Below are 23734 nucleotides of genomic sequence, written 5' to 3' on the forward strand. Positions count from 1 at the left end.
TCTGGCCGAGTGATCTGACTAGCGGTACAACCCAGTGGCATCACGGAGCCTGCTCGTCTTCAGACGCGGCCCTGAGCGTGAAATGAACCGCGCTTCCGCCTGCTCCGGCCGACTCCAGCCAGATTCGCCCGCCGTGCCGCTCCACGATTTTTTTGCACACCGCCAGGCCAATGCCGTTGCCACCCGTTTCGCTGCGGCTGTGCAGGCGCTGAAACATCACAAAGACCTGCTCGGCGTGTTCGGGGGCCAGTCCGATGCCGTTGTCCTGCAACGAAAACTCCACCTCTGCCCCCCTGACCTGCGCCCGCAGGCTCACGATCAGCGGGGCCGCAGAGCGGAAGCGGATGGCGTTGCTGAGCAGATTGGTCAGGAGTTGCCGAATCTGACCTTCCTGAGCCAGCACTGGCGGAAGCGGCCCGGCGTGCCACTGCGCGTCTGCGGGCCAGGGCAGGCTGGCCGTCACCTCCTCCCAGAGGGGTTCGAGTGCCAGCAGCTTCAACTCGGGCTGCATGCTGACCTGGGCCAGCGTCAGCACGTCTCGTACCAGCTGGCGTGCCCGCGTCACCTGCTCGCCGATGTGGCCCAGATAGCCCTCGGCCCGTGCGTCCAGGGTGCCCTGGTAGCGGTGGCGCAGCACATCGGCGTAGACCCCGATGGTGCGCAGCGGCTCCTGAAGGTCGTGCGAGGCCACAAAAGCGAACTGGGCCAGGTCGCGGTTGCTGTCTTCCAGGGCCTGATTCTTTTTCTCGATGGCCTGCTGGCTGGCTTCCAGCTGCGTGTTGAGGCGGGCCAGGGCCTCCTGACTCTGCTGCAATTCCGCCGTGCGTTCGGCGACTCGCTCTTCCAGCGTGCGGTTGAGTGCCCCCACCTCCAGTTCGGCCAGCTTGCGGCGGGTGATGTCCTCGTGGGCCACCAGTGCCAACCGCTGCTGACGCTGCTCGAAACAGGTGACCCGCATCACGAAAAATCGGCGCTGATAGGGCGTATCACAGGGGTATTCCAGCTCGAATGCAGGTTGCAGGCCTGCCAGGACGGCCCGGATGCCCGCTGCGGTGGCGTGTGCGTCGGCCTGCTCTGGCCCCTGCGCCGCGTCGCAGATACGCAGGTAGTTGCTGCCGACCGTGTCGCCGCCGCCCGACTCCTGGGCAAAGGCTGTCCAGGCCTGATTCACTTCCAGAATCGTGCCGTCAGCGGCCAGGACAGCCACCTGGGTCAGCAGGGCATCGAAGGCTTCCAGCAGGTAACGCCGCGCCGGGAACGGTAAAGGCTCCATTATTGTTTGAGGATCAGGCCAGAAGAAGAGGACATATACCCTACAGTATGCCTATGTCCCGTGCACCTTTCACGGTCTTGCTCGTTGAGGACGAGTTGGCCGACGCGCTGATGTTTCAGGAAATGTTGGAAGAGGTTTCGGCAGACGTGTCGTTTCACCATGTGGTCAACGGCCAAGAAGCCCTGCATTTTCTGAACCGCGCCGAAGGGTATGTGGCGGTCCCGATTCCTGACCTGATCGTTCTTGATCTGAATATGCCAGTCATGAACGGGCACGACTTTTTGCGGCGTGCCAAGAGCCTCGATGGCCTGCGCCGCATTCCTGTCCTGGTCCTTTCGACTTCCGACGATCCCAACGACATTCACCGCTCCTATGACCGGCAGGCCAGCGGATACGTCGTCAAACCCAGCACCTATGCGGAATACACGCGGATCATGGCGACCATCGATGCCTATTGGCGCGGCGTGGTACGGCTGCCCACCCTGTCCGACATGAGTTTGCAGAGCTGAGGAAACCGCAGACGGCGCGGCGCACACCCAGGTTCTGATCGTTGGCTGTCTTTACCTTGTCCTCAACCGCGCTGGCGGGCCGTCAGGCTAGGCTCGGGCATGACCCTGCTTTCTGCTGCTGCACTCGATACCTCGGCGCTGTCGGTCATCGGCTTTTACCAGCGTTGGTTGTCGCCCTATAAGGGGTTCCGGTGCGCCCACGCGGCCCTGTACGGGGGCGAATCCTGCTCTGCGGCAGTGGCCCGCCTGATCGGAGAACAGGGCCTGATGGGCAGCGCCCCCGCTGTCCGTGCCCGTTTTCAGGCCTGCCGGGGGGCCTTCGGTCAACTCCCGATCGGCCCGCAGATGACCAGCGGGGCGCGGGTGCGTGGGGTGTGTTGCTGCGGGCCGTTGCCCATTCCCTTCCGCTGCGGCTGACGCTGCTTTCATTCCTTCCCCGGAGGCTTTCCATGACCCTGAACCCTGACCTGAACACACCGGACGACCTGACCGCATTGCCCCGCCCCGCCGACCTGCCCGCCCCCACCACCGAGGCTCAGGCCCGCCGCCGACGCTGGATACGCCTCGGCCTGACCGGGCTGACCGGAGCCGTGACCGTGACCCTGCTGAACGAAACGGTACGGCGGATGATGCCCCATGCCCCGCGCATCGAGATTATTGGCGAGCGTGCCCTCAGTCAGTCTCTTCAGGCGCTGGACGTGACCCCACCACGCGGCCCGGCCCTCTACCGCTGGACGCTGCTGGGCGATCTCCTGTCCAATTCCATCTACTTTGGATTGGTGGGTCTGGGCAAGTCCGGAGGAGCTTGGAAGCGCGGCGGCGTGCTGGGCGTGGCAGCTGGAGTGGGCGCGGTGATTTTGCCCGAACCGCTGGGCCTGGGTAGGCAACCGGGCGCACGCGCTCCCCTCACGCCGCTGCTGACCGCCGCCTGGTATCTGGCCGGAGGTCTGGCTGCGGCAGCTCTCGCCCGCAGGATGGATTCGGAATAGGCAGCCGCGTCTAACGCCCCCGCTCCCGCCGTTCCTGCTGACGCATAGGCATGGTGTCGATCAGGGCGTTGACCGTGCTCAGCGCCGGAAATGCCCTGTAGCTGGCCTTCACGCCGCCGTCTTTGCCGATCAGGGTGGCCGGGCCGTACGGCTTGCCTTCTTTACCTCCCTGATCCACCAACAGGGTCAGCATCAGGGTGAGTGGCCCCTTGAGGCGGGCGTCTCCGGCAGGCAGCAGGGCCACGATGCGCAGGTCGCGGACCTGCAACTCGGTGTCCTGGCGGCGCATCTCCTGCAGATAGGTGGCGGGCGGATTACGAACGATCAGCACGCGCTCCCGCCCCCGGGCCTGACTCAATGACTGAGTCAATGACTGGGCCAGTGACTGGGTCAGTGGAGCAGAGGCGGCGTCTGTCAGGCCCGCACCCAGCAGGGCGGCGATCATCAATGGGCGGAGGGTGGACATGGCCCCAGCGTAGAGCCGCTGGATGGGACGCCCTCCCGAAAACCCTGAAGGTGGGATGACCTTCTGAATCTCAGGCAGCCGGTTCCTCTTTACCCCGCCACCAACTGCGCCGCCCGTTCCAGTTCGGCGTACCGTCCCTGTTGCCGCCGCAAGACCTCCGGCGCTCCCTCTTCCACGATCTGGCCGCCCTCCAGCACGATCACGCGGTCCACGCTGCGGGCCAGCGACAGGCGGTGGGTCACGATCAGGGCCGTGCGCCCACGCATCAGGCGTTCCAGTGCTTCCACAATCACGGCCTCGGAGGTGGTGTCCACGGCGCTGGTGGGTTCGTCCAGCAGCAGCACGGCGGGCTGGGCCAGCAGCACCCGCGCGATGGCGAGGCGTTGGCGCTGTCCGCCCGACAGTTTTACGCCGCGCTCTCCGACCACCGTATCCAGCCCCTGTGGCAGCGCGGCCACGAATTCGCTGGCTCCGGCCACCTCCAGCGCGTCCTGCACCTCCTGCGGCGCGGCGTCCGGGCGGGCATAGCGCACGTTCTCCAGCACCGAATCGTGAAACAAGAAGGTGTCTTGCTGCATGGTGCTGGCTGCCCGGCGCAGGGAAGGCAGGGTGAGGTCGCGCACGTCGTGTCCGTCCAGCGTCACGCGGCCCTGATCGGGGTCGTAGGTGCGGGTCAGCAGGCCCATCAGGGTGCTTTTGCCCGCGCCCGACGTGCCCAGGAGGGCCACCCGTTCGCCTGCCCGGATCCGCAGATTCAGGCCGCGCAGCACCGGCTGGGCCGGATCGTAGCCGAACGTCACGTTCTCGAAGACCACCTCGCCGCGTGCAGGCAGGGGCAGAGGCTGTGCGCCCGGGCGTTCGCTGACGCTAGCAGGCGCGTCCAGCACCTCGAAAATGCGCCGCCCACTGGCCTCGGCCCGCTGAAGCAGGTCGTTGATATTCACCAGATCATCGATGGGGCCGTAAAAGTAGCGCCCATATCCCCGGTAGGCCAGCAGGCCGCCCAGCGTGAATTGCCCCGCCATGATCAGCCACACGCCGCCGCCCAGCATGATGATGTTGCCGAAATTGGACACGAAGCGCACCAGTGGAAAAGTGCGGTTACGGATTTTGACGGCCTTGAGTCCCTCGGCATACAGCGCCTGTCCGATGAACGCCACCTTCTGCGCCTCGGCCTCTTCACGGGCAAAACCCTGGACCACACGGATTCCCGACAGGCGGTCGGCCACCAGCGCCGACAGGTCGCCCAGGCGGGTCCGGGCCGCCCGGTAGGCGGGGCGCACGCTGGCGTTGTAGCGCGTCAGCATCAGCGCCACCAGCACCATCGGCAGCGTGACCATCAGGCCCAGCACCGGTTGCAGCGCGATAAAAATACCGATGACGCCAATCAGCCTCAGGGCGTTGCCCAGCACGGCGTCGGTGCCGCGCAGCAGCACGTCCTGAATGCCGTCCACGTCCGCCGTGACCCTGGACAGCAGGTCGCCCGTGCGCTGGGATTCGAAGTAGGCCGCCGACTGCCCGGCAAGTTTGTTGTACAGCCGCATTCTCAGGTCCAGCGTGAGTTGCTGCCCGGCCCGCTCCAGCAGCAGGCCGCGCCACGCCGACAGCACCTGCTGCACGGCGAAGATCGCCACCAGCAGCGCCAGTTGCCAGCCGATATAATTCCAGTCGCGCTTCATCAGGCCCACATCCACCACCCGGCCCCACACCAGCGGCGGGTACAGTTCGGCGGCCACGCTTCCGATCAGGCACAGCATGCCCAGGAACACGGTGCGGCGGTAGGGGGTCAGCAGTCCGTACAGGCGGCGCACCACCGAGCGGTCAGGGGCAGGTGAACTGGGACGAGACGACATGGACATATGCGGGCGAGCGTAGCGCAGGGCGGCGGGCACTCACAGGGCGATGCGCTGCCTTGGGGGGCGTTCGTTAAGGTTCTGGACAGGTCTCCGGGCGGTCTATTGTGCGGTCTACTCTTGGGTCGGCGCTGGCCGGAAAACTGACTTACACTGCTCGCATTCGCGCCGTCCCCGCCCTTTTCCCGTCAGAGGTTCGCCATGTTCAGCTTCACTGCGTATGGTTCGCGTATGGTCAAGGTCACCGCGTATGTCTGACGCCGCCCTCTACAGCGCCACCCTGGGCCGCACACACCACCGATTTGCCGACCTGAAAGACGTACTTGCCAAAGCCTCGCCCCGCAAGGCTGGAGACGAACTGGCGGGGCTGGCCGCCCGCAGCGCCGCCGAACGGGAAGCGGCGCGGCTGTGCCTGTCGGAATTGCCGCTGACCCTGTTTCTGCAAGACCTGCTGATTCCCTACGAAGACGATGAGGTGACGCGCCTGATCGTGGACAGCCACGACGCCGCCGCCTTTGCGCCTGTGTCGGGCCTGAGCGTGGGCCAATTTCGGGACTGGTTGCTGTCGGACGCGGCCACGCCGGAAGCGTTGCGGGCGCTGGCCCCCGGCCTGACCCCCGAAATGGTGGCGGCGGTGTGCAAGTTGATGCGGAATCAGGATCTGGTGTTGGTGGCCCGCAAATGCGAGGTGATCACGCGCTTTCGCACTACGCTGGGGCGGCGCGGGCACTTTTCGACCCGCCTGCAACCCAATCACCCTACCGACGACCTGCGCGGCATTCTCGCCAGTACCCTGGACGGCCTGATGTTCGGTGCGGGCGACGCGGTAATCGGTGTGAATCCGGCGCTGGACAACGTGGACGCCTGTGTGCGCCTGCTGACCATGCTGGACGATCTGCGGCAGGGGCTGGGTGCGCCCATTCAGACCTGCGTGCTGACCCATGTGACCAACACGTTGCAGGCCATCGAGCGCGGCGCACCGGTGGATCTGGTGTTTCAGTCGGTGGCGGGAGCGCAGGGGGCCAACGCGGGCTTCGGCATCGATCTGGCCCTATTGACCGAAGCCCATGAGGCCGCGCAGTCGCTGGGGCGGGGAAGCTTATTTGCCGATGGGCAGCGCGGCCAGAACGTGATGTACTTTGAAACGGGGCAGGGAAGTGCCCTGTCGTCGGGTACCCACGCGGGTCTGGATCAGCAGACGGCCGAGGCGCGGGCCTACGCGGTGGCGCGGGCCTATTCGCCGCTGCTGGTGAATACGGTGGTCGGCTTTATCGGCCCCGAGTACCTGTACGACGGCAAACAGATCGTGCGGGCGGGCCTCGAAGACCATTTTTGCGGCAAGCTGCTGGGCCTGCCGATGGGCTGCGACATCTGCTACACCAACCACGCCGAGGCCGACTCCGACGATATGGACGGGCTGCTGACCCTGCTGGCGGCGGCGGGCGTGACCTTCATCATGGGCGTGCCGGGGGCCGACGACATCATGCTGGGCTACCAGTCCACCAGTTTTCACGACGCCTGGTATGTGCGTTCCGTGTTCGGCTTTCCGCCTGCGCCCGAATTTGCCGCCTGGCTGGAAGGAACCGGAATCACGCGGGAGGGGAGACTGCAGTTGCCCCCGGCTGGCTCGCCGCTGCGCGAGCAATTGCGCCAGTTGGGGGCCGGATGAGTGGCCCGCCTGACCTGCCCGAGCTGTTGACTCCCTGGGAACGTCTGCGCGAGTACACCGACGCCCGGATTGCGCTGGGACGGGTCGGCACCTCGCTGCCCACCGCAGAACTGCTGCGCTTTGGGCAGGCCCACGCCCTGGCCCGCGACGCGGTGCAGGCAGAGTTGGATGTGGCTGCATTGGCACAGGCGCTGGGCGGTGAGGTGGTGCAGGTTCGCAGTCAGGCCGCCCACCGTTCCGAATATCTGCGCCGCCCCGACCTGGGCCGCAGGCTGCATCCCGATTCAGCCCAGCTGCTGCGGGCCACACGCCGCACCCCTACCCCCGACATCCTGATCATGGTTTCCGATGGCCTCTCGGCGTTGGCGGCCCAGCGGCAGGCGGCGGCGGTGCTGCACACGCTGTTGCCCGGTCTGCACGCGGCGGGGTTGCAGGTCGCCCCGGTGCTGATCGCCACTCAGGCCCGCGTTGCCCTGGCCGATGAAGCTGCCGAACTGTGGGGCGCACGGCTGGTCATCCACCTGATTGGAGAGCGCCCCGGCCTCAGCAGTCCTGACAGTCTGGGCGCGTACCTCACCTATGATCCACGCCCCGGCACGCTCGATTCTGCCCGCAACTGCGTGTCCAATATTCGTCCGGCAGGACTGGATGCAGGCGAAGCGGCGCGGCGACTGGTCTCGCTGACCGTGCGAGCTTTGCGGCGCGGCCTGAGCGGAGTCGAACTCAAAGACACAGATTTGCTGCTGGAAGGGCAATTGGAATGATGTGAAAAGTTAGACATTTTGCCCTGCCAGTGCTGCCCTGCTGTGGCCTGTGAATGCCCTGCTGCACGGCCTTTCGGCCTCTTTTCGTTCCTTTCAGGGTCAACTTCAGTTTCCCTATTATGAAGACCTGTTCTCTTGTTTTTTCATAATTTATGGCGTTACATTTATCACGTACAAATAATTTAACCCTGACTTCCTGTTCGGCAGTTGTGGGGGATGATCATTGTCCTGATCGGCTCTGAAGCTGGAAAATGACCCTATCCGCGCGAGTTGGTTTTTGGCGGACAGCAGGGTGCTCTATCGTTTGATTTTCTTCCTGACCCTTGCTGTTCGGTCTCTATGTCTCCAGGGGAGCCGACTCCACGCCTGGAGTGCCGATGTTATTTTTCCTTCTGGCGGGAGGGCTGCTCTGAGCAAAAGAGACCTCTGTGTGTCCTGGGACAGCGGGCCGAGCAGTCCTGCAGAACTGATCCACACGGCCCGACTCTCATCCCACCAATTCACCATCCTGCTTTGCCGTACTGGCCCAGCCCAATTTCGGCCCGGTCCAGAAGGAGAGTTATGAAGCGATCTGTTCCTGTTGCCGCCTCCCGTTCGCCCCGTCCTGCCGGAGAAAACAGCATCGGCAGTCGCGCTACCGGGAAGCACCGCCGCACGCCCACAGCCGCTTCTGCCCGGCCCTGGGCGCTTCTGACCAGTGTGATGCTGCTGATCAGTGCCTGTGGTTCTCCGCAAACGCCCGTACAGGCCTCCGAAGAGGGCGGCCTCGAGGCGCTTCATGCCCCTCAGAAAGGCGGCGATCTGGGCACCCGCGTCACGGTGTTCGATCCGTCGATGCCTGTGGCCACGATTCAGGCGATTCTGGACGCCACCTATGCCAAACAGGTCGACAACGAGATGGGCAGCGACCGCTACGCCTACCTCTTCAAGCCCGGCACCTACGGCACCGACGCGCAGCCCCTTCAGATCAAGGTCGGGTATTACACCGAAATCTCTGGCCTGGGCGCTTCACCGCAGGATGTGGTCATCAACGGCAAGGTGGAGGTCTATAACCGCTGTCTCGACAATGGGGGCACCAGCAACTGCATCGCGCTGAACAATTTCTGGCGCACGGTGTCCAATCTGACCGTCAAGGTGAACGGCGCAGGGCAGGACGGCTGCCGCGCTTCGGCCAATTTCTGGGCGGTGTCACAGGCGGTTTCTCTGCGCCGCGTCAACATTCAGGGCGCGAACCTGTCGCTGATGGACTACTGCACGGCAGGCCCGCAGTTTGCCAGTGGCGGTTTCCTGGCCGACAGCAAGACCGACTTCATCATCAACGGGTCGCAGCAGCAGTGGATCACGCGCAACAGCACCATCGGCGGCTGGTCGAATGCCGTCTGGAATCAGGTGTTTGCCGGGGTAGAGGGTGCGCCGGACGACGTTTCTTTCCCCGATCCGGCCTACACGACGCTGGCAACCACCCCGGTCAGCCGCGAGAAGCCCTACCTGTTCCTGAACGCGCAGGGCAGCTATCAGGTGCGGGTGCCCGATGCCCAGACCAACAGCCGGGGCACCTCCTGGGCCGCTGGCATGACGCCGGGCCGCAGCCTGCCGCTCAGCGATTTCTTCATTGCCCGCCCATCGGACTCGGTGCAGGTCATCAACAATCAGCTGGCCCGTGGGCGCAACCTGCTGCTGACACCGGGCATCTATAACGTGGACCAGACCATCTCGGTCAAGCGGGCGGGCACAGTCGTGCTGGGCATCGGACATGCCACCCTGACTGCGGTGGATGGCTCGACGCCTCTGACCGTGGCCGATGTACCGGGCGTGATTATTGCTGGCCTCACGATTGATGCGGGAAGGCGCAAGTCTTCAGTGCTGTTGCAGGTGGGCAAGAAAAACGGCGGCGACCGGGGCCACAGAAACAGTTCGTCTGACCCGGTGACACTCAGCGACGTGTATTTCCGGGTGGGCGGCCCGCACATCGGCAAGACCGAGACGGCCCTGGAGGTCAACAGCGACTACGTGCTGATCGATCACACCTGGGTCTGGCGGGCCGATCACGGCATCGAGGGTTTTTCCGGCGACACCGAACGTTGGAACACCAACAAGGGCCGGAACGGGGTCATCATCAACGGCGATCACGTCACGGCCACAGGTCTGTTCGTCGAGCATTTCCAGCAGTACAACACGATCTGGAACGGAGAAGACGGCACGACGGTGCTGTATCAGAACGAACTGCCCTACGATCCACCCACCCAGGCTGACTGGATGAACGGCAAGGTCAAGGGTTGGGCCGGATACAAGGTCGGAAACCGCGTCAAGACCCACCAGTTGTTCGGAGGCGGGGTGTACGTATTCAACCAGAACAATCCGGCTATTCACACCGAAAACGGCTTCGAGATTCCCCAGACCCCTGGCGTCAAGCTCCGGCACATCATGACCGTCAACCTGGGTGCGGGCACGGTGGATCATGTGGTCAACGGGGTGGGTATCGCCGCCGACACCACCAGGATAGGCGTCCCGGTGTACGTCACCCAGTATCCCTTGCCCTGATCCGGGGCCACTCGGCCTTCCAGCTCTAACAACATCCTGCTCCCGCTGAGCCAATTGCGGAGGCAGGATGCTGTGATACGAATTGCGCCTGAAGACCGTGCATTTCGGCTCTGATCCGAGCGGACCCGAAGAGCTATGCAGTAGAGCGAATGGAAAAGCTTCCGGGCTGCGCCATATGGACGCGCAGCCGGTGGGCTTCTCAAGAGGCCGGAAGCCATCCTCGGATGAACCGGAGCAGTTTCAGGAACGCCTCTAAACTTTGGCGTTGTCCTGAAGACCGGGAAATCGAATGCTGTCCGCATCAGTGGTCAAGCCTGCGCCCAGTGGAAACAGCAGGGTGGCCTCCGGGCGGCGCGGCAGGTCGGCGTGCGAGTGCGGCCAGTCGAAAGAGAGCTTGCCCGTAAAGGGCCGCTCTCCGTACAGCACGTCCGCCACGCCCTGCCCCTCTGTTCCGGGGAGCCAGGCGGCCACCAGCGCGTCCCACTGCGGCAGCTGCTCGGTGATGATCAGGGGCCGCCCGGACAGCAGCACGACCACCAGGCGGGTACAGCGGGCGCGAACCCGTTCCAACAGGGCCACTTGATCGGCGCTCAGCGAGAGGTCGCTGCGGTCGCCCATGCCCTCGGCGTAAGGGGCTTCGGCCAGCACCACGACGCCTACAGGATAGTCGCGGTCTACGACGCCGTCGGGACTGAAATGCACCTGCCCGCCTGCGGCCTGCAACCCTTCCAGCAGCGTGGTGCCGGGCGTCACGGGGCCGTGGCCGCCCATCCAGGAGATGGTCCAGCCGCCGCACTGGGCACCGAGGTCGTCGGCGGCCTCCCCGGCCACCAGCAGTTCGGGTCCGGCAGGGTCGAGCGGCAGCACGTCGCCCACATTTTTGAGCAACACCAGAGATTTCTGAACCGCTTCACGGGCCAGGGTGCGGTGTTCGGCGCAGCCCACCAGATTCAGCAGGGCCGGATCGGTGCGGGGATGCTCAAAGAGGCCCAGAGCGACCTTGGCGGTCAGGATTCGCCGCACAGCGTCGTCGATGCGGCTCTCGCTGACCTGACCCGACTGCACAGCTCGTCCCAGACTGGCGATAAAGCGTTCGTAGTCGAACGGCACCATCACCATGTCGAGGCCCGCATTGATGGCGTCTACTACGCAGCGGTCATAGTCGCCGGGGTGAATCTGGTCGATGGCTTCCCAGTCCGAGACCACGAAGCCCGCAAACCCCAGTTCACCCTTCAGAACCTCGGTCAGAAGGTAGTGCTGCGCGTGCATTTTCAGGCCCTGCCAGCTGCTGTAAGACACCATGACATTCAGTGCGCCCGCCTCGATGGCGGCCTGATACGGCGGCAAATGCACGGCCCGCAGGGTAGCCTCGTCGATTTCGGAGTTGCCCTGGTCGATCTGCCACGCGCCCAGATCCAGCAACTCCACAAAGCTCTGGCCCATCTGGGCAATCGCCAGGGTGCGGTCCGTCGCCAGCGTGCTGCGGTCGGCCCGCCTGGAAGTTCCCCAGGTAGTCGCGGCGTCGGCAATAAAATGTTTGACCGAGGGGAGCACCGAGGTCGGCGTGGCCCAGCCGTCTCCCCGGAAGCCCTCGATCAGGGCGGCGGCCAACTCGGAGACTACCCCCGTGTCCTGGCTGTAGCCCTCGTAGGTGCGGCCCCAGCGAACGTCCTGCGGCACGCTGACGGCGGGTGCAAAGTCCCAGCGCACATCGGTCGCGGCCACCTCCAGCGCCGTGGCCCGGCCAATCCGGCGTACCAGATCGGCGTCGCGGGTGGCCCCCAGACCGATATTGTGTGGAAAAACGGTGGCACCGACCACGTTGTTGTGGCCGTGGACGGCGTCCACCCCGTACAGCAGGGGAATCCCCAGGCGCGACTGCTGGGCCTCCTCATGAAAAGCCCCCACCATCTCGCGCCACGACTGCGGCGTGTTGGGGTCGGGATTGCCGCCGCCGCCGCTGAGCACCGAGCCGAGCGAAAGCCGGGTCACGTCGCCGGGTTTCACGCTGTTCTTCTCGGGTTGGGTCATCTGCCCGATTTTTTCGCTGAGGGTCATGGTCTCAAGAAGCTGCTCGACAGACTGCTGCTGCGCTGAACTCAGGGGGTGGGGGGCCATGCGTGAACTCTCCTTACTGAAATGGGATTCCAGAACATCGGGCGGACAGGGGAACGGGTGAGGGGGTCCGGCGGGCGAAGCTGGATCAATAGACTGGATTGCGGGTTTCGCCTGCTTCCAGAACTTCCAGGGTATCGCCGACACGCAGGTGTCCGGTGCGCTCACTGAAGGGCGCGTGCTGCACCAGATGCTGCCCAAAAATGATGGCCTGACCTTCCCGGCGCACCCGGCCCATCGACCGCAGCGGCTCGGCAGACCTCGTGCCAGCCGCCGTCACATTGACGACGCTGCACCGGGCACAGCTCTCGACCACCTCAAACGTCAGGTCTCCGATCTGGATCAGTCGCCAGAAATCTTCCTGGTACGCCGAGCCGCCGCCAATGACCAGATTGGGGCGAAAGACATCCACATCGACGGGCTGCGTGAGGCTCAGGTTCAGGTCGGCCACTGACGCCTCAGACACCAGATGAAAAGGATTCCCATCGGCGAACCCCAGTTGTGAGCGGTAGGGGCGGCCCTCCGATTGCCAGCGCTGCTCTTCCTCGGGCATGTAGATCAGGTCGCTGGGTCGGCCCAGATACGTGCTGAACCACGCCGCCGCCTCTGCCGAAACCGAGACGCCGGCCAGAGGTTGGCCCCACATATCACTTTCTCTGCGGTGGCCCACAGGCTGCCAGGGCACGGCGAGCGGCGGCATTGCTGGGGCGCAAACCTCCAGCCCATCTGCCTTTATCGTTACAGCGATCAGCCGCATTTCTGGGCACTCACGCTGCGTCAGGGGACGTGCCGCCTCGTCGATGACCATCCAGCGGCGGTCATGTTGCAGGCCACGTGGACCGATCTGGGCACTGTCCAGCGCAATGCGCCCTGCCGATTTGATGGGATAGATGAAAAGGGCGCTGAGAGTCAGGAGAGGCGTCAGGAGAGACATAGATGATCCTTTGAGGAGAGGCGGAAGCGGGCGGTGTGGAGGGTGAGTGCGTTCTCAGGTTACGAACAACGAGTCGTCGGGGCAGGTGTCTTCCAGTTGCTGGAAGAGGGTGGGGGTGATGGGCACGCCCCCCAACTCCAGCGCCCGCAGCAATGCCCCGAATACCGGTTCGTGGTGGCTGGGTTGCCAGGCGACCCCTGGATGCTGTTCGTGCACCCGCGCCAGCAGGGCTTCGCGCAGGATAGGCGAGGGGTGGCGCATGACTCCGCCGGAAGTGGTCAGCAGGTACTCTCCCGCCAGGCCGACCTTGCGGGCTGCGGCCAACGCGTAATCACCCAGCGACGCGCCGTGTTTTTGCACGAGGCGCAGGCTGGTCGGGTCGCCCGCCTGGGCCTCGTCCAGCAGCACGCGGGCCAGGCGGCCCAGCCGTCCTCCACGCCGCCCGCGTCTGGTAAACGAGTGCAGCAGGGCTTCGGCATTCGGGGTGCCGTAATGCGCCAGCACCCGCGCTGTCAGGCTGGTCGGCGGATCAATGCCGAGGTCGGCGCGGTAGACGGCCCGCAACGCCTGCTGCGCCAATTCCTCGGCTCCTTCGGGTTCCTGCCAGTAGCTGGTATGCCACGCCGGACCGCCAGGGGCCCGTGCCGCGATGCCCGCGCTGGTGCCGCAGACCACCGTGACGCCGTTTCCCTCCAGTGATCCGGCCCGGAGTGCCCCGACCGCGTCGTTGACCACCTCGGCCCGCTGTGCCCAGTTCCAGCGGTTCAGCTCCTCCTGCATCACCTCGAAATCTTCGGGCCAGTCGGCTCCGGCGGCGCTGAGGGTGGCCGCCAGAAAGGGCGTCTGACCTTCCAGATCTCCCAATCCAGCACTCTGGCTGGCCCGCAACACGGCGGTTTCCAGCGCTTCCAGAGAGCCTGACCTTGACACATAGATGTTGCAGCGTCCCGCCCGCCCCCAGCCCAACACCCGGCCCGACGTATCCGCGATTAAGGCGATGGTTTTGGTGTTGCCGCCGTCGATGCCCAGCACCAGATTGGTGTGCTCTGCGCCGCTCTGCACGGCGCTGCCCTGTTCCGCGCCGTTTCTGTCGAGCACACTCTTGAGGGCCGTCTTCATGCCCACGCTGCCTCATCGGCCAGCACGGTCAGCGCCGTGCCCCTCAGCAGTGAGGCGGGCAGATCGGGGGTCTGCGGCCCTTCCAACGTGCGGCGCAGTATTGCGCGTTTATGTGCCCCAGACACCAGCAGCAGCGTCTGCCGGGCCGACAAAATCAGGTTCATGCCCGCCGTGACCGCGCCCGTAGGCACAGGCAGGCCGTCCCAGTACACGCGGTTGCTCTCCAGGCTTTCGGGCGTCAGCGTGACGGTGCGGGTGGGGGCGTCAGGCGGGCTGGGCGGTTCGTTGAAGCCCAGATGTCCGTTGGGACCCAGGCCCAACAGGGCCAGATCGATGCCGCCCAGTGCGGCCACTTCCCGGTCAAATTCCTCCGGCGTGTGGAGGCGAACGGTGCGCGTGATGCCCAGCGGGGCCACAAAGGAACGCTGCATCCAGCTCCACAGGCTGCGCGGGTCGTCGTCGGTCAGGCCCAGATATTCGTCGAGCTGAACGGCGGTGACGCGGCTGAAGTCTATTTCTCCGTGCTGAACTCGCTGCGCCAGTTCGGTATAGGTGGGCATGGGCGTGTTGCCCGTGGCGACCAGAATGCTGAGGTCGGGGTTGGCCCTCACCGCCGCGCAGATCAGGTCGGCAGCGGCCTGGGCCAGCGCCTGCGTGTCTGGCACGGTCTTCAGAGTGACGCCCGCCCCCACCGCCTCTACCACAACCGCTCCGGCAGGTGGGCGCGGTGGGCCTGACTGAGTTCGTCGTAGAGGGCCTGCGCTACCGGCAGGGTGCGGACCAGCGGATTGCTGTTGAGCGCCTGAACCGCCTGTTGCCGGGTCCCGTCCCACGCGGCGTCGGCGGCCAACTGCTGGTATTCGCCCAGCGCCCCCAGCAGCCCGCGCACCGGCGGCGGCACGCGGTAGCCCGCAATGGGCCGCACGCCCTGACGGTTCACCAGGCACGGCACCTCCACCACGCGCTCATCGGGGAAATCCGCGATGGCTCCGCCGTTGACCACGTTGGTGGGCCACACCTCATTCTTGTCGTTGAATACGGCGTCCATCACGTCCACCGCCACTTCCAGCTCAAAAATTCCGCCGCGAGACAGCGCAGGCTCCAGCGTGGGGCGCGGGGCATCGGCCTGCTCGTGGTAATGCTGCCAGTAGCTCGGCACGTCGGCCAGAATGTCCTGGGCGCGGGTGGTGGCTTTGGCCTGAAGCTCGCGGCGCATCTCGTCTTCAAAGTAGTAGTACTTCATATAGGAGGCGGGCAGGCTGTTCATGGTCACGGCGAGGCTCACCCAGCGCCGCGTCCAGTCGTCGGCAATGCCCTCTTCCAGCTTGCGGGCCAGCAGCGGAAGCATCGGCTGGCCGTCGTACTCGGCTTCGGCGCTCCAGCAGGCATGGTTCAGGCCCAGCATCACCGCCCGCACCTTGGCCGGATCGAGGCCCACGAGTTCGGCAATCTCGCCGGGAAAGACAATCGGGCCTTCGCACAGCGACACCACCCGGATGGGCGAATGGTCGGCCACCGCCTGGGCCACGATATTCACCGGATTGGTGTAGTTGAACAGCGTGGCGTCGGGGCAGACCTGCTCCATGTCTTCCACGAGGCCCCGTGCCACCGCGATGGCCCGCAGCGCCATGAAAAACCCGCCCGCACCCTGCGTTTCCTGCCCGATCAGGCCGTGCCGCAGCGGAATACTCTCATCCTGATAACGGGCCTCGAACCCGCCCGGACGGTAGCTGGACAGCACGCCTGCACAGTCGCTCAGGGCAGCCCGGCGGTCCGTGGTGGCCGTGATCCTGATGTCTGCGCCCTCGGCCTCAGCCATCTTCACCGACAGGCGGCGCACGAGTTCCAGCCGCTCTGGATTCAGGTCGTGCAGGGCAATTTCGCAGCCCGCAAAATTCTGGGCCTGCCGAATAAACGAGGCGACGGTGCCGGGAGCGCGGGTGCTGCCGCCACCGATATAGGCAATTTTGACGCTAGCCATAGGGAATTCCTTTGAGTGGGGGAGAGAGCAGGGGAGAGGGAGCAGGGCAGCCGGGGAGAACTCAGCCGCTCACGGCGCGTACCCGGCCACCGCCTGCCTTGCTTTGATCGCCGGGTCGTGCAGCAGACACCGCGCCTGATGCTCTCCGCCCACGTCGTACATCCTCGGCAGGCCGTCTTTGCATTCCCGCATGGCATACGGGCAGCGCGGCTCGAAGGGGCAACCGGGCGGCAGGGTGCTCAGGTCGGGCACCTCGCCCCGCGCCTCGATGTGGTCGGGGGTCAGGCCCGCATCGGGTTTGGGGGCGGCACTTTTCAGCAGTTGGGTGTAGGGGTGCTGCGGCTGGTCGATGACCTGCACGGCGGGGCCGATTTCGACCAGAGTTCCGGCGTACAGCACGGCCACGCGGTCGCTCATGTAGCGTGCCCCGGCCAGATCGTGCGTGATGAACAGCATGCTCAGCCCTTCCTGATCCTTCAGGTCCAGCATCAGGTTCATCACGTCCAGCCGGATAGAGACGTCAAGGGCGCTGGTGGGTTCGTCGGCCAGAATCAGCTCGGGCTGCGCGGCGAGGGCACGGGCAATGCCGACCCGTTGCCGCTGCCCGCCCGACAGCTCGAAGGGCCGTTTGGCCGCGTAGGTCAGGGCCGGAGTCAGGCCCACCCGTTCCAGCAGCACCCTGACCTGCGGATCGGTGTTTCCGCGTGCCAGACGGTGAATCTTGAGGGGCCGCGCCAGGGTATAACTGACCGGATGCAGCGGATTGAGGCTGGCATAGGGGTCCTGAAAAATCATCTGTACCCGCCGCCGCAACTGCCTCAGCCCGCGCCCACCCAACTTGTGCGGCACGACTTCTCCATTCAGGCGAATTTCGCCGGAGGTGGGCTGATACAGGCGGGCAATCAGGCGGGCGATGGTGCTTTTGCCGCTGCCCGATTCACCCACCAGTCCCAGCACCTCGCCGCGCCGGATGCTGAAGGTCACGTCGTTGACGGCCACCACACCGCCGCCTTTGCCGCGCCCCCCGAACACCTTGCGGAGGTTCACGATATCGAGGGTGTTTGGCCCGGAGGTGGTCTGAGACAGGGGAGAGGGTTGAGGCTGTGCAGAGTTAGTGGAGAGCGGAGTTTGGGACGGATTCAAGCTGCACCTCCTTGGCGATCACCGGATTGAGGGCGTGGCTCAGGGCCAGCTCTTTGGTGGCTGGCGACACTGCCGGGTCATATAGGAAGCAGGCCACCGTGTGCGCTTCTCCCACCGTGAAGGTTTCCAGCGGTTTCACGTCACAGGTTCCGGGCATCCTTACCGCGCAGCGCTCGAAAAACGGGCAGCCGGGCAGCGTTTCACTCAGAGAGGGTGGACGGCCCGGAATCCCGCTGCGGCGCTCACGGGGGCCGGTCATCGGCGGAAAAGCCTTCATAAGTTGCTGGGTGTAGGGGTGGGCGGGGTGGGCATAAAGGTCGTGCGCCGGGGCCTGTTCCACCAGTTCTCCGGCGTACATGATCGCCACGCGGTCACTCATCTCCACCAGCAGCGACAGGTCGTGGGTGATGAACACGATGCTGATCTGGAGGCGGCGGCGTACCTCGGCAATCTCTTGCAGAATCTGGCGTTGCACCACCACGTCGAGGGCAGTGGTCGGTTCGTCCATCACGATCAGTTTGGGTTCGAGGGCCAGCGCGATGGCAATGACCACCCGCTGCTTCATGCCGCCCGACAGTTGGTGTGGATAGCTGTCCAGATACCGGATCTGGATGCCCACCAGCGCGAACAGTTCACGGGCGCGGGCGTCCAACCGGGCGGGGTCGGTGATGCCGTGCGCCTGCATCGCGTCGTAGACCTGTTCGCGGATTTTCAGCACCGGGTTCAACACATTCATGGACGCCTGGAACACCACGCTGAATTCCTTCCAGCGCACCTGCCGCAGGGCTTCGGGGGTCAGGGACAACAGGTCATGTCCGGCCAGCGACACCGAGCCGCCCAGCACCTCGCCGGGAGGATTCAGCAGGCGCGTGGCGGCAAAGGCCAGCGTGCTTTTGCCGCAGCCCGATTCGCCCGCCAGCCCCACGAATTCGCCGGGGGCCACGTCCAGACTGACCTTTCTGACCGCCCGCACTGTGCCCTGCGGGGTCACGTACCCCACATCCAGATCACGCACGGCCAGCAGCGCGTTTCCGGCGGCAGGCGGCGTGGGGGCCAGTTTGCGGCGCGGAGATTTGACGCTGCCCCAGCCCAGGCGCGGGTTGCCCAGTTGGTCGATGGCAAAGTTCAGCAGGGCAAACGACGTGCCCAGCAGCGCGATTCCCAGTCCGGGCATCGCCACCCACCACCACGCGCCCTGAAGCAGCGCTCCTTTGGCCTGCGCCCAGTACAGCATCGTGCCCCAGGTGACCAGCGAAACGTCGCCCACGCCGATAAACGACAGACCTGCCTCGCTGAGCACCGCGTACAGGGCTGCGCCGAAAAAGTTGGCGGCGATCAGGCTGGTCATGTTGGGCAGGATTTCCATAAAGATGATGCGCCCCGGCCCCTCGCCCGACGCCACCGCCGCCTGCACGAAATCGCGCTCGCGCAGGGCCATCGCCTGTGCCCGCAGCACCCGTGCGCCCCACGCCCACCCGGTCAGGCTGATGACCAGAATCACGGGCCACACGCCGCCGCCCCGTAAAAAGGCCGCCGCGATAATCACGAGGGGAAGTCCGGGCAGCACCAGAAACACGTTGATCAGGGCGTTGATGGCTTCATCGACCCAGCCGCCCACATACGCGGCAGTCAGGCCCAGAGTCACGCTGAGAATGGTGGCGATCAGTCCGGCCACCGCGCCCACCAGCAGGGTCAGGCGTGCGCCGTACAGGAGCTGGGCAAAAATGTCCTGCCCGATGGCCGTGGTGCCCAACGGGTGCTGGGCCGACAGCGGCATGAAGGGGCCAAATTCCAGCGAATTGGGATCGTAGGGCGTGATCAGCGGGGCGAGCAGGCCCATCAGCAGCAGCACCAGCAGGATGCCTGCGCCGACCAGACTGCGCGGCTGCCGCAGCAGAATTCGCACCCCGTTCATGTCCGGCCCTCGCGGATGCGTGGATCAAGCAAGACGTTCAGCAGATCGACGGCAAAATTGGCCGCCAGCACCGTCAGGGCGATGATGAAAAACAGCGCCTGCATCAGCGGGTAATCCAGCCCCACCACCGCCTGATACAGGTAAAAGCCCAGCCCCGGATAACTGAACACGATTTCGGTCAGGATGCTGCCGCCCACCACGAAGCCCAGCGCCATGCCGAACGAGGTGAAGCTGGGCAGCAGGGCATTTCTGAGCACGTAGCGCGACAGAATCCGGCGCTCGGTCAGGCCCTTGGCGCGGGCGAACGCCAGATAATCCTCGCTGGTCACGCTGACCACGTTGTTCCGCATGGTCAGCAGCCAGCCCCCTACCGACGTGACCAGAATGGTGAACATGGGCAGCACGGCGTGGCGCAGCAGCGATGACCACCAGCCAGAGCTGAAATTTGGCCCCGGAAATGGATCGAGTGCGCCGCCCAGCGGAAACCAGCGCAGCTTGAAAGCAAAGATATAGAGCATCAGCAGCGCGAACCAGAAGTAGGGCATGGAATTCAGAAACAGGGCCACCGGGGTCAGGCCGTCGGCCACCGGACGCCCACGCCGCCAGCCGCTGTACAGCCCCAGCGCACTGCCCAGCAGGAAAGACAGGATGGTCGTGATGCCCACCAGTCCCAGCGTGTACGGCAAGGCCTGCCCGATCACGTCGGCCACCGGCGTCGGAAACAGGCTGATCGAGCGCCCGAAGTCGCCGCGCAGCAGTTGTCCCAGATAACTGAAGTACTGCGCTACCGGGCTGCCGAGGTCGTTCAGACCATAGGCGATTTTGAGCGCGTCCACGGCGCTGGGGTCAAGGCGGCCCTGATATTTCGCCAGCATGACGCTGACCGGATCGCCGGGCACGAGGCGCGGCAACACAAAATTCAGGGTGGCGGCCATCCACAGCGTAAAGACCAGAATGACCAGTTTTCTGAGCAGATAAGACATTCCCACCTCCCGGTCAGGCGTCTTGACAAGGGCTAATGTGCGTTCAGTTCCTCTGGAGGGCGGCCATCCGTGTCCTCCTCACTCCTGCGCCTTCAAATTCCAGGCGTGTGGAGACGTGGAGGAGGAGGGCCACCAAGCCGCCCTCCTCCTCTGGATAGGAATGCTGCCGACTGCTGGACTGAACAGAGAAAAACTTTGTTCTTACCGGCCCTGCTCGGATTGAAAGCCGCACATGTTGGCTTTCAATCCGAATCCGTCTTACTTGGGCTTGACGTTCAGGTACATCAGGCGTGCGCCAGGCTGATCGTCGGGCGAGGCGTCGTTGTAGGGGTTGGCGGCGCTGGGGAAGCCCGTGAAGCGGCTGGTGTTGTACAGAGAAAACTGCGTGCGGTCGGTCAGCGGCACCCACGGCATGTCCTTGAGGACCGTGCTGACGATGGTGGTCATGGCCTTTTTCTGGGCGGCCTTGTCGCTGGTCGTGCTGAAGTCTTTGAGGGCCTTGGTGATGGCCGCATTGGTGTAGCGCGACAGGTTGCTGGGCGCAGTTTTGCCGACCGGAGCGCTGAATTCCGGGTTAAAGGCCGCGTTGAAGGTGTAGTACGGACTCGAGCCGTTGCCCCAACCCCAGCTGATGCCCATGTCGTAGCTGCCGCTCTGCAGGCCGCCCGAGTAACTGCCCCACGCCTGCTGGTCGATGGACGTGTTGATGCCCACTTTCTTCAGGTTGTCGCCCACGACCTGCGCCATCGTGATGAAGTCGGTCCAGCCTGCGCCCACCAGAATTTTGTAGGTGGGCAGGGGTTGGCCGTTTTTGCCGAGGCGCACGCCCTGAGCGTTCTTCTTGTACCCGGCGGCAGTCAGCGCGGCGTCGGCGGCAGCGGCATTGAAGGCGGGCATGCTGGTTTTGGCACTGGCCGGCAGCCAGTCGGCCTGCTGGGTGGGAAAAATAGCGCTGGGGCTGGCAGCGGGCACCGCACCTGCGTAAGCCTTGAGTGCCACATCCTTGGTATTGATGGCCTGAGCGACGGCCTTGCGGAATCCCACGTCGTTAAACGGCGCTTTGACGGTGTTGAAATACAGGAAATTGATGTTGTTGGTGGGCCACCAGTAGGTGTTGTTCGGCCCCTTGGACGCGTAGTTTTTGGGGTCGGAAATACCGATGTAGCCGTAATCCACGTCGCCGCTGAGCAGTTTCAGGAGGCCCGCGTCGTTGCTGCTGGTCGAAACCCACACCACCGCGTCCACATACGGCTGGTTGGGCATCCAGTAATTGGGGTTTTTCAGCACCCGGATGGCCTGCTGGCTGGCACTCTCGAACACGAACGGCCCGGTGGCGACTGGCTTGGCATTGGTAAAGGTGGCCGGGTCTTTCACGTCTTTCCAGAGGTGTTGCGGCACCATCGGCGTGTTGGCGAGGTACTGGAACACAGGCGTATTGGGGGCGCTGAAACTGAAGACCAGGGTGGTGGGGTTGCTGGCCTTCACGCTGGTCAGGCCACTTTTCCAGATGCCGGAGGTGTCCAGCGCCGGATACTGCTTGAGGTAATTGAAGGTGAAGGCAGCGTCGTTGGCGCTGAAGGCCCGCCCGTCCGTCCACTTGACGCCGCTGCGGGTGGTCACGGTCAGGGTCTTGCTGTCTTTGCTCCAGGTGTATTTGGTGCCCAGTACCGGCGTGACCTTGCCGTTCAGCGAGTTGACATAAAACAGCGTTTCGTAGATGGCCGAGTTGGTGGGCAGGAGGTGTTGGTCGCCGGGGGTGAAGGGGTTCATGTTGGCCGCGCCCCACTGGGTGGCCCGCACCACCGTAAAGGTGGATTTGGGGTTCTGGGCGAGGGCCGCGCCGAACAACAGCGCACTCAGGGTCAGGGTGAAGGTGGCGGCCAGCTTGGTACGGCGGGTGCTGTTCATGGTTCTTCCTCCAGGAGAGAGAATGCGGGCGATGGGGCGGCAGAGGAGAGCAGAGCGGGACTGTGCTGATCGGGTGGGCCAGTGGATTCGCGGCACACCAGCGTGGGGGCAAAAATTTGGGGGGGTCGGGGGCGGCCAGCCAGCAGGCTCAGCACCAGTTCGGCGGCGGCCTGACCCATCAGGTCGGCAGGCTGGCGAATGCTGGTCAGGCGCGGGTAAAGCAGCGAGGCGATCACGGCGTCGTCAAAACCCACCACCGCCACGTCTGCGGGCACGCGCAGGCCGCGCAGATGCAGGGTACGCAGCACGCCCGCCGCCATCAGGTCGCCCGCTGCAAAAATGCCGTCTGGGGATGGTTCTCCATCCTGTTTCAACAACGTCTCCGCCGCCATCAGGCCGGACGCTTCCGAGTAATCGCCCATAAAGCGGCGGTAGCTGAGGCCCGCCTGCGCCAGTTCTGCGGCAAAACCGCGCTCACGGTCAGCACTTTCCCGGCCCGCTGCACCCACATAAGCCAGTTGCCGCCGCCCACAGCGCAGCAGTTCACGCGCTGCCAGTCTGCCGCCGCTCTCATTGTCCAGTTCGACCCGGTGCGGCACAGTCGGCAACTCCGGCGCGACCTGGACCCAGTTCATGCCGCGCACGGTGGGCAGGCCAGATCCCGCCTGAGAATTGATGACGATGCCGCCGTCTACCGCGTGCCTCAGCAGGTTGTGCGCTGCCCGAGTTTCGGTGACGGCGTCGTCGTGGCTGGAGGCCAGCAGGACGCTCATGCCGTGGGCGCTCAGCACGTCCTCTACAGCCCGGATCATCTCGCCGTACAGCGGAAAAGACAGGTTGGGCACCAGCAGCCCGATCAGAGAACTGCGGCCCTGTACCAGGTTGCGTCCCAGTGGACTGGGCGAGTAGTTCAGCGAGGCGGCCAATTCCATGACCCGCTGGCGTGTTTCCAGATTGACCGAATCGGCGTTGTTGAACACCCGTGACACGGTGGCGGTAGAGACTCCAGCCTGACGCGCCACCTCACGGATGCCCGCGCCCCGTGGGGCGTTGTGTGGAACGGCACCTTCTCCTTCGTTCACGGCTTCTCCTGTCTCTCCAGCGCTGCCCTTCCAGACCACGTGTGCCCAGAGCGGCACGTCAGAAAAGGCCCATCAGAACTCACCAGATCACTTTGCGGTTTAAGGTTGTGCGGCTCCCACACCATTCTTCAAACACCAGTCAGAGAAGGCATGATGAGGGATCAGGCGAGGCAGCGGGGCCTCAGAAAGAGACCAACCAACACCATTGAAAACGTTACATTGAGGACACCTCAAGGTAAGTGGCTGGATGGAGAATGTCAAGCGGTGATCAACCAAATTAGAGTCTGTTTTCAGATGAACTGACCAGAACGGCTATTAAAACAGCGGGTCAGAATGGGGAAAAATACTTGCTCTGATGTTCTGGGCAGATGTGCTTTACTTCCAGTTCAGTTCAGTATGTTTACTTCACATTGCGCCTTCCCAGAACACTGCTGAAACTGTTTCATTCCCAGTACAACGTCCTTTCTTTAATATCCGCTTCGCTCGATTT

At 64.4% G+C, this 23734-nt stretch carries 19 protein-coding genes; 6 read left to right on the top strand and 13 right to left on the bottom strand.

Translation table 11 applies throughout. From position 1 onward, the window contains the following. Window positions 1-40 precede the first annotated feature (40 nt). Complete coding sequence (locus F561_RS0114795; RefSeq protein WP_019010740.1) at window positions 41-1273, bottom strand: sensor histidine kinase; 1233 nt, start codon at window positions 1271-1273, stop codon at window positions 41-43. A gap of 53 nt (window positions 1274-1326) precedes the next feature. Here F561_RS0114795 and F561_RS0114800 point away from each other — a divergent pair, with 53 nt between their 5' ends. The 3 genes from F561_RS0114800 to F561_RS25575 all read left to right on the top strand — a co-directional run bounded on the left by F561_RS0114800 (window position 1327) and on the right by F561_RS25575 (window position 2771). Continuing rightward, the gene (locus F561_RS0114800; RefSeq protein WP_019010741.1) at window positions 1327-1782 is read left to right on the top strand and encodes a response regulator; all 456 of its coding nucleotides are present in this window, start codon (window positions 1327-1329) and stop codon (window positions 1780-1782) included. 99 nt (window positions 1783-1881) lie between these two features. Continuing rightward, window positions 1882-2199, top strand: coding sequence for a membrane protein insertion efficiency factor YidD (gene yidD, locus F561_RS0114805; protein ID WP_019010742.1), 318 nt, complete (start codon window positions 1882-1884; stop codon window positions 2197-2199). 32 nt (window positions 2200-2231) lie between these two features. Continuing rightward, entirely contained in the window at window positions 2232-2771 is a 540-nt protein-coding gene (locus tag F561_RS25575; protein WP_019010743.1) for a hypothetical protein, read from the top strand. A 10-nt stretch (window positions 2772-2781) separates the two neighbouring features. Here the strand turns inward: F561_RS25575 and F561_RS0114815 are convergent, their stop codons facing one another. Further along, window positions 2782-3237: a DUF4174 domain-containing protein gene (locus F561_RS0114815; RefSeq protein WP_157451896.1), complete on the bottom strand. Its 456-nt coding sequence runs from the start codon at window positions 3235-3237 to the stop codon at window positions 2782-2784. An 89-nt stretch (window positions 3238-3326) separates the two neighbouring features. Further along, on the bottom strand, window positions 3327-5096 hold the full coding sequence (locus tag F561_RS0114820) for an ABC transporter ATP-binding protein (RefSeq protein WP_245556534.1): 1770 nt from the start codon (window positions 5094-5096) through the stop codon (window positions 3327-3329). 244 nt (window positions 5097-5340) lie between these two features. On the opposite strand from F561_RS0114820, the gene F561_RS0114825 reads away from it, so the two are divergent. From F561_RS0114825 to F561_RS0114840, 3 genes are all read left to right on the top strand, one after another. Beyond that, complete coding sequence (locus F561_RS0114825) at window positions 5341-6759, top strand: ethanolamine ammonia-lyase subunit EutB (protein WP_019010746.1); 1419 nt, start codon at window positions 5341-5343, stop codon at window positions 6757-6759. Beyond that, window positions 6756-7523, top strand: coding sequence for an ethanolamine ammonia-lyase subunit EutC (gene eutC / locus F561_RS0114830; protein WP_019010747.1), 768 nt, complete (start codon window positions 6756-6758; stop codon window positions 7521-7523). Before F561_RS0114825 ends, eutC begins: the two co-directional genes overlap by 4 nt. A 561-nt stretch (window positions 7524-8084) precedes the next feature. Beyond that, a complete protein-coding gene (locus F561_RS0114840; RefSeq protein WP_019010749.1) occupies window positions 8085-10064 on the top strand; it encodes a glycosyl hydrolase family 28-related protein in 1980 nt (659 codons plus the stop codon). Window positions 10065-10316: 252 nt separating this feature from the next. Here F561_RS0114840 and F561_RS0114845 read toward each other — a convergent pair whose 3' ends face one another. The 10 genes from F561_RS0114845 to F561_RS0114890 form a co-directional block, all read right to left on the bottom strand. Next, window positions 10317-12182: a glycoside hydrolase family 3 protein gene (locus F561_RS0114845; protein WP_019010750.1), complete on the bottom strand. Its 1866-nt coding sequence runs from the start codon at window positions 12180-12182 to the stop codon at window positions 10317-10319. Between the two features lie 85 nt (window positions 12183-12267). Then, window positions 12268-13113, bottom strand: coding sequence for an MOSC domain-containing protein (locus tag F561_RS25580; protein WP_019010751.1), 846 nt, complete (start codon window positions 13111-13113; stop codon window positions 12268-12270). 54 nt (window positions 13114-13167) lie between these two features. Beyond that, window positions 13168-14232, bottom strand: a complete 1065-nt coding sequence (locus F561_RS0114855) for an N-acetylglucosamine kinase (protein WP_019010752.1) — start codon at window positions 14230-14232, stop codon at window positions 13168-13170. After that, complete coding sequence (locus F561_RS0114860; protein WP_019010753.1) at window positions 14229-14936, bottom strand: glucosamine-6-phosphate deaminase; 708 nt, start codon at window positions 14934-14936, stop codon at window positions 14229-14231. The genes F561_RS0114855 and F561_RS0114860 overlap by 4 nt, the downstream gene beginning before the upstream one ends. Then, window positions 14930-16213 (bottom strand): family 4 glycosyl hydrolase, encoded by a 1284-nt coding sequence (locus F561_RS0114865; RefSeq protein ID WP_019010754.1) that lies wholly within the window; start codon window positions 16211-16213, stop codon window positions 14930-14932. Before F561_RS0114865 ends, F561_RS0114860 begins: the two co-directional genes overlap by 7 nt. Before the next feature lie 69 nt (window positions 16214-16282). Next, a complete protein-coding gene (locus F561_RS0114870; RefSeq protein ID WP_245556535.1) occupies window positions 16283-17356 on the bottom strand; it encodes an ABC transporter ATP-binding protein in 1074 nt (357 codons plus the stop codon). After that, window positions 17325-19271 carry a dipeptide/oligopeptide/nickel ABC transporter permease/ATP-binding protein gene (locus F561_RS0114875; protein ID WP_019010756.1) on the bottom strand — a complete coding sequence of 649 codons (1947 nt, stop codon included), beginning with the start codon at window positions 19269-19271 and terminating at the stop codon, window positions 17325-17327. Before F561_RS0114875 ends, F561_RS0114870 begins: the two co-directional genes overlap by 32 nt. Next, window positions 19268-20254, bottom strand: a complete 987-nt coding sequence (locus tag F561_RS0114880; RefSeq protein ID WP_019010757.1) for an ABC transporter permease — start codon at window positions 20252-20254, stop codon at window positions 19268-19270. The genes F561_RS0114875 and F561_RS0114880 overlap by 4 nt, the downstream gene beginning before the upstream one ends. A 258-nt stretch (window positions 20255-20512) precedes the next feature. Beyond that, window positions 20513-22162 carry an ABC transporter substrate-binding protein gene (locus F561_RS0114885; RefSeq protein WP_019010758.1) on the bottom strand — a complete coding sequence of 550 codons (1650 nt, stop codon included), beginning with the start codon at window positions 22160-22162 and terminating at the stop codon, window positions 20513-20515. Next, window positions 22159-23244, bottom strand: a complete 1086-nt coding sequence (locus F561_RS0114890; RefSeq protein ID WP_169389519.1) for a LacI family DNA-binding transcriptional regulator — start codon at window positions 23242-23244, stop codon at window positions 22159-22161. The genes F561_RS0114885 and F561_RS0114890 overlap by 4 nt, the downstream gene beginning before the upstream one ends. Window positions 23245-23734: the final 490 nt, after the last annotated feature.

It is taken from the genome of Deinococcus aquatilis DSM 23025 (assembly GCF_000378445.1).
GTDB classification, from domain to species: domain Bacteria; phylum Deinococcota; class Deinococci; order Deinococcales; family Deinococcaceae; genus Deinococcus; species Deinococcus aquatilis.